The organism is Enterobacter sp. SECR19-1250 (assembly GCF_013391025.1).
Taxonomy (GTDB): Bacteria; Pseudomonadota; Gammaproteobacteria; order Enterobacterales; family Enterobacteriaceae; genus Enterobacter; species Enterobacter cloacae.
Genome location: NZ_JACASJ010000173.1, coordinates 1 through 5,714 on the forward strand (window position 1 = coordinate 1; position 5,714 = coordinate 5,714).

Consider the following 5,714-nt stretch of genomic DNA (forward strand, 5'->3'; position numbering starts at 1 on the left):
ACAACCCGCTACGGGGGAGACTTACCCGAAATCTGATTTATTCAACAAAGCCTTGCGGCATCCATCCGCTACGTGCTTCATCTATTTGCGCCTGACCAATCCCCAATTGTGCCGCCTGCTGGCTGACCGACGGATCGCGATCGATGGCAAAAAGAATACTTTCTTTTAAAGTTGTCGTCGGCACCGTGGCAAAACCCAACGCGCCGCTATTGGCATAGGTCGTTTTAATGCATGCCGAAATTAACACCAGCACTGCGGATAATCGAACCCACTTATAATTTCGCTCTCTCATCATTTATATCTCCCTGAGTCTTCGAATGGTTTAACCCTTTACCCAAAAAGAGGTATAGATAATCAGAAAAATATTATTAATCCCCCGTACTGAATTTCGGGTAATAGCTCCCCATACCCATTTCCATTGGAGATGAGAGCCGACCTTAGCCTAATATGAATTAAGAATTTGCTTACTTCTTAACTGATTCGCAGCATAACAAAATGTGGTATAGGCAACTACACCCACAATGTTAATGTGGTGTTACAATTAAGAAAAATCATGGGGTTTCTGGACAAACTCTTAAAAATGGCCTTTCAAATGAAACTAATAAAGTCATTGTTATTTAAGTGAAATTTAAAAATACCCGGATGTACATTTTTGCGTTAATTTCCACGCGCGTCAGACACAAAGATTTTCAAAGAAATGTCAACTTAAGTAGCGTCGCCCTATTTATTGGCATAAAAAGCCGTTAAAATTCATTTTTGCGGAATTTTATTGGTTTAAATAGTTTTTTAATAGGCCAACAAATCAGTAAAGCGAAGTTAACTGGTTACAAAATCCAAACAGCCAGATAAAACATCGTCATAACATATTGATTACCCTTAGAAACCGTTCACTTATATTTAATCAATAACAGCTCAATTATCACGCAACTGAACTAATGTGTGGTTGCCTTTTTCTCTGCGACAAAATGCTGTATTATGCGAACTATTGCGACATTTTGCAGGATTGCTGCCATGCACAAAACCGCGCGTCAAAAATATGTGCTCGACATCATCAGCGAGCAGGGACAGGCCAGCATCACTGAGCTGGCAGAAAAGCTGCAGGTCTCTGCGGATACCATTCGCCGCGATCTCACGGACCTCGAAAAACAGGGGCTGGCGCAGAAGAACCACGGAGGCGCTATCGCGCTCAATCTTTCGGCCATGAATCGCCAGGGCAGAAATACGCTCCTGCCGGCGACCAAGCAGCGGCTGGGAAAACAGGTGGCACAGCAGGTTCCGCCGGGCTCTACGCTGTTTCTGGATGCGGGCAGTACGGTCATGGCGGTGGCCACTTTTCTTCAGGGGCCGCTGACGGTGATCACCACCTCGCTGGATATCGCCCACGCTTTTAGCGACCGGGAGGATATCGAACTGATCCTGCTCGGCGGGAAATGGGATCAGAAGCAACGCCTGTTTGCTGGCGGTGCCACCCTCTCCCTGCTTTCACGGTATCGGGCGGATATCGCCATCCTTGGCGCCTGCGCCCTTCATTCATCACTCGGTCTGAGTGCCGGGACGGAAGCCGATGCAGAAGTCAAACGGGCAATGCTTGCTGCCAGCCAGACGCACTGGATCGTCGCAGACCACCTGAAAGTCAACCGCTGTGAGCCGTATCTGGTGTGCGGGTTAGACGAAATTCATCAACTGTTTTTAGATCGTCCCTGGCCTGAGCTTGGGGACCAGAGCATCGTGCCCGTCACGGTTTGCGCTCATTAACGTGGAGAAGGTCATGAGTAAAATGAAGACAATCAACATTGCGCTGATCGGGTATGGTTTTGTCGGTAAAACCTTCCATGCCCCGCTCATCCAGTCTGTGGACGGGCTTACGCTGGCGGTGGTTTCCTCCCGTGATGAGGAAAAAGTTAAGCGCGATCTGCCGGACGTGCAGGTGGTTGCTACCCCGGAAGAGGCCATTACGCACCCGGATATTGACCTGGTGGTGATCGCCTCCCCTAACGCCACCCATGCTCCGCTGGCCACGCTGGCCCTGAACGCCGGAAAACATGTGGTGGTGGATAAACCCTTCACGCTCGATATGCAGGAAGCGCGCGATCTTATTGCCCTGGCGGAGGAAAAGCAGCTTCTGCTCTCCGTGTTCCACAACCGCCGCTGGGACAGTGATTTCCTGGGCATTAAGGACGTTATCACACAGGGCACCCTCGGCAAGGTGAAACTGTTTGAGTCGCACATTGACCGCTTCCGCCCCGAAGTGCGCGTGCGCTGGAGAGAACAAAACGTACCGGGAAGCGGACTGTGGTTTGACCTGGGGCCGCACCTGATCGACCAGACGCTACAGCTCTTTGGTCTGCCTCACTCGGTTCAGGGGAATATCGCGACGCTGCGCGACGGCGCAGAAGTGAACGACTGGGCGCATGTGGTCTTAAACTATCCTGATCATAAGGTTATTTTGCACGCCAGCATGCTGGTCGCCGGAGGTACCGCGCGCTTTACCGTCCATGGGGATAAGGGCAGCGTAGTGAAGGCCCGTATCGATCAGCAGGAAGCCCAGCTGCTGACCGGCATCGTTCCGGGAAGTGAAACCTGGGGTGAGGACAGCGACAGTATGGTGTTCTTTGGGGCTGACGGCGCGCCGCAGACCATTACCACGCCGAAAGGCGATCAGCGCCAGTATTACATTAATGTGCGCGATGCTCTGCTCGGGAAGATTGCCAATCCGGTTCATCCTGTCGAGGCGTTAGCGGTGATGGCGGTACTGGAAGCGGCGGTGAAATCGTCAGAGACCGGGTCAATCCAGGGGCTGGCATTAACAGCTGAAGAGCGTGCTCTGCTGCAATAAAAAACGGGTTTTGTAGGCCGGGTAAGCGCAGCGCCACCCGGCGAGAAAGGCGGCAAAAGTGTTGAGGGCTATTGCCGCTTTTTCGGCATCATGCGCAGCAGCGTATTATCTTTCCAGAAATAGTGATGCATCAACGCCGCCGCCGCGTGCAGGCCAATGACAAAATAGCCGAGATTCGCCAGCGTCTCGTGCCACTCTTTTAGCCCATCAGCCAGGTCAAAGTTGGATTCCGCCGCGTGCGGCATGGCGATGCCAAAGGCAAACCAGTCGTTTCCACGGTTATACATCATCACCAGGCCAATCAGCGGCAAAGCAATAAACAGCAGATAAATCACCAGATGCCCCAGATGCGAAAGGCCTGTGATCATCGCTTTCGGTTTCGGCTCAATCGGCGGCGCGCGGAACTTCAGGCGCACCAGCAGACGTGTCACCATCAATACCAGGATAGCGATCCCGCATGAGACGTGGATCATATTGATCAGCGGTCGGTCGGTACGCGGAAAGAAGCCTCTGAACTCCATGGCGCAGTAGGCGACGATAACTAACAGAAACACCAGCCAGTGAATGCCGATTTGCAGGCCTGTATATTTAGTGCGCATGTGATTTTCCGATAAAAAACAGTTACCGTGCCAACATAACGACCTTTCCTTAAAAATTCATTAACTTTTCTGTATGGATTTTCAAATACTTCCCGGGGCATGAAGCATCTTCAATTGCTGCCCCGCCCCTCATGGTCTAAGCCTGGATAAGTTCAAACTGTCGCATCGACACGTTTACAGGAGAAAACCATGAGTAAAATTGGCATTAACGGATTTGGACGCATTGGACGCCTGGTACTTCGTCGCCTTCTTGAAACCCAGGACAGCAACACCGTCGTCGCCATTAACGACCTCACCTCTCCCAAAGTACTGGCCTATCTGCTCCGGCATGATTCTAACTACGGCGGCTTCCCATGGAGCGTGGATTTCACCGAAGACGCGCTGATTGTGGACGGTAAAACCATCGCGGTGTACGCCGAGAAAGAGGCCAGACATATCCCGTGGAAAGCCGCTGGGGTGGATATCGTCGTGGAATGCACCGGTTTTTATACGTCGGAAGAAAAATCCAGAGCGCATCTGGATGCTGGCGCCAAAAAAGTCCTGATCTCCGCGCCAGCAGGTGAGATGAAAACCATTGTGTTTAACGTTAACGACGACACCATTGACGCCAGTGATACCATTATCTCTGTCGCCTCCTGCACCACCAACTGCCTCGCCCCGCTGGCAAAAGCCCTGCACGATGCTTTTGAGATTAAAGTGGGCACCATGACCACCATTCACGCCTATACCGGTACCCAGGCGCTGGTGGATGGTCCGCGCGGGAAAGATCTGCGCGCCTCACGCGCGGCGGCGGAGAACATCATTCCCCACACCACGGGTGCTGCCAAAGCGATTGGCCTGGTGATCCCGGCACTCAGCGGCAAACTGAAAGGTCATGCCCAGCGCGTACCGGTGAAAACCGGCTCGGTAACGGAACTGGTCGCCATTCTGGGCAAAAAGGTCACCGTTGAAGAGGTGAATGCCGCACTGAAAAAAGCGACACAGGGGAATAAATCCTTTGGCTATACCGATGAAGAGATTGTGTCGTCAGATGTCATTGGCTCGCACTTTGGCTCGGTGTTTGACGCCACGCAAACCGAAGTGACCGAGGCGGGCGAACTGCAACTGGTGAAAGCCGTCGCCTGGTATGACAACGAGTATGGCTTTGTGACGCAGCTGGTGCGCACGCTTGATAAATACGCCGCACTTTAATAACGCTGACGGGTGGTCATACCATCCGTCGCTCTCCCTTACCGCATGGCTTACTCTTCATCATCTGTTTTCCAGAATAAAATTATTCACGAAATTTTTGAATCACACGTTAATTATCATTAGAACTTCTAAAATGAAGTTTTAAATATGCTTGCTTTAATTTCATAAACACTCCCAATAATATAAATCACAAGACAGGCAAGCGGTCTGTCAAAACAAATACCCCCTATGAAATTGTTAAGGAACAACAATGAAAAAAGTTATTTTGGCTTCATTAATTGCACTGGCCAGCGCATCAGCTTTCGCAGAACCTACCGCTGTATTAAAAGTACACGGAACGTTGACCAATGCGGCGTGTACGCCTTCTATCGGCAACGGCGGGGTCATTGATTACGGCTATATTCGCCTCGGAGAACTTTCTGCACTGGAAAATAATAATTTGGGACAAAAACAGGTGCCTGTCACCATTACCTGTTCTTCGCCAACCAAAGTGGGCTTTACCATTCTTGATAACCGTAGCGACAGCAACGCGCGGCTGCCGGTTGATATCGGTAAAAACTTAAACCAGTCGGTGAAATATTATACTTACGGCGTGGGTACCACGTCCGAAGGCGTAAATATTGGTGACTACGGCATGTGGATGACGGATGTCACGGCAGATGGCAAAGTCGTAGACCCGATTGTCAACAACCACGACTGGAATCCTGATATCTGGAAAAAAAGCGGTATTCCGCGTAGTGATGCGTTCCAGACCGTCGCCTTTGCTGATACAGGGACCACCGCACCGTTGGCTATCACCACAGCTAACTTTAACTTTGTTACTAATCTGACGATTCGTGACACTACTGCGCTGGCGATTACCGACGATACTCCTCTCGACGGTCAGGCGACGATGACCCTGGTATATCTCTAATCATATAATTTGCTTATACCGGTTCAGCGTAACCCTGAACCGGTACTTTTTTCCCGTTATATTCACACAACAAATAAAAAGTCTTCTTTTATTTGTCGCTTTCGCATATCTTTAGTTTTTCGGTAATGACTCCAACTTATTGATAGTGTTTTATGTTCAGATAATGCCCGATGAC

At 50.5% G+C, this 5,714-nt stretch carries 5 protein-coding genes and 1 pseudogene; 4 read left to right on the forward strand and 2 right to left on the reverse strand.

All coding sequences use genetic code 11. The features are described from left to right. Nucleotides 1-55 precede the first annotated feature (55 nt). Nucleotides 56-295 (reverse strand): annotated as a pseudogene (locus HX884_RS27395) (type I secretion system outer membrane protein); the annotation flags it as partial. A gap of 716 nt (nucleotides 296-1,011) precedes the next feature. On the opposite strand from HX884_RS27395, the gene HX884_RS24960 reads away from it, so the two are divergent. Further along, nucleotides 1,012-1,755, forward strand: a complete 744-nt coding sequence (locus HX884_RS24960) for a DeoR/GlpR family DNA-binding transcription regulator (RefSeq protein ID WP_178328950.1) — start codon at nucleotides 1,012-1,014, stop codon at nucleotides 1,753-1,755. 13 nt (nucleotides 1,756-1,768) lie between these two features. Next, entirely contained in the window at nucleotides 1,769-2,836 is a 1,068-nt protein-coding gene (locus HX884_RS24965) for an oxidoreductase (protein ID WP_097533469.1), read from the forward strand. 68 nt (nucleotides 2,837-2,904) lie between these two features. On the opposite strand, the gene cybB is transcribed toward HX884_RS24965, so the two are convergent. Beyond that, entirely contained in the window at nucleotides 2,905-3,435 is a 531-nt protein-coding gene (gene cybB, locus HX884_RS24970; RefSeq protein ID WP_013096695.1) for a cytochrome b561, read from the reverse strand. A 189-nt stretch (nucleotides 3,436-3,624) separates the two neighbouring features. Between cybB and gap the strand changes: the two genes are divergently transcribed. Both gap and HX884_RS24980 read left to right on the forward strand, forming a co-directional pair. Continuing rightward, nucleotides 3,625-4,626: a type I glyceraldehyde-3-phosphate dehydrogenase gene (gene gap / locus HX884_RS24975; protein ID WP_013096696.1), complete on the forward strand. Its 1,002-nt coding sequence runs from the start codon at nucleotides 3,625-3,627 to the stop codon at nucleotides 4,624-4,626. A 250-nt stretch (nucleotides 4,627-4,876) separates the two neighbouring features. Beyond that, on the forward strand, nucleotides 4,877-5,539 hold the full coding sequence (locus HX884_RS24980) for a DUF1120 domain-containing protein (RefSeq protein ID WP_013096697.1): 663 nt from the start codon (nucleotides 4,877-4,879) through the stop codon (nucleotides 5,537-5,539). Nucleotides 5,540-5,714: the final 175 nt, after the last annotated feature.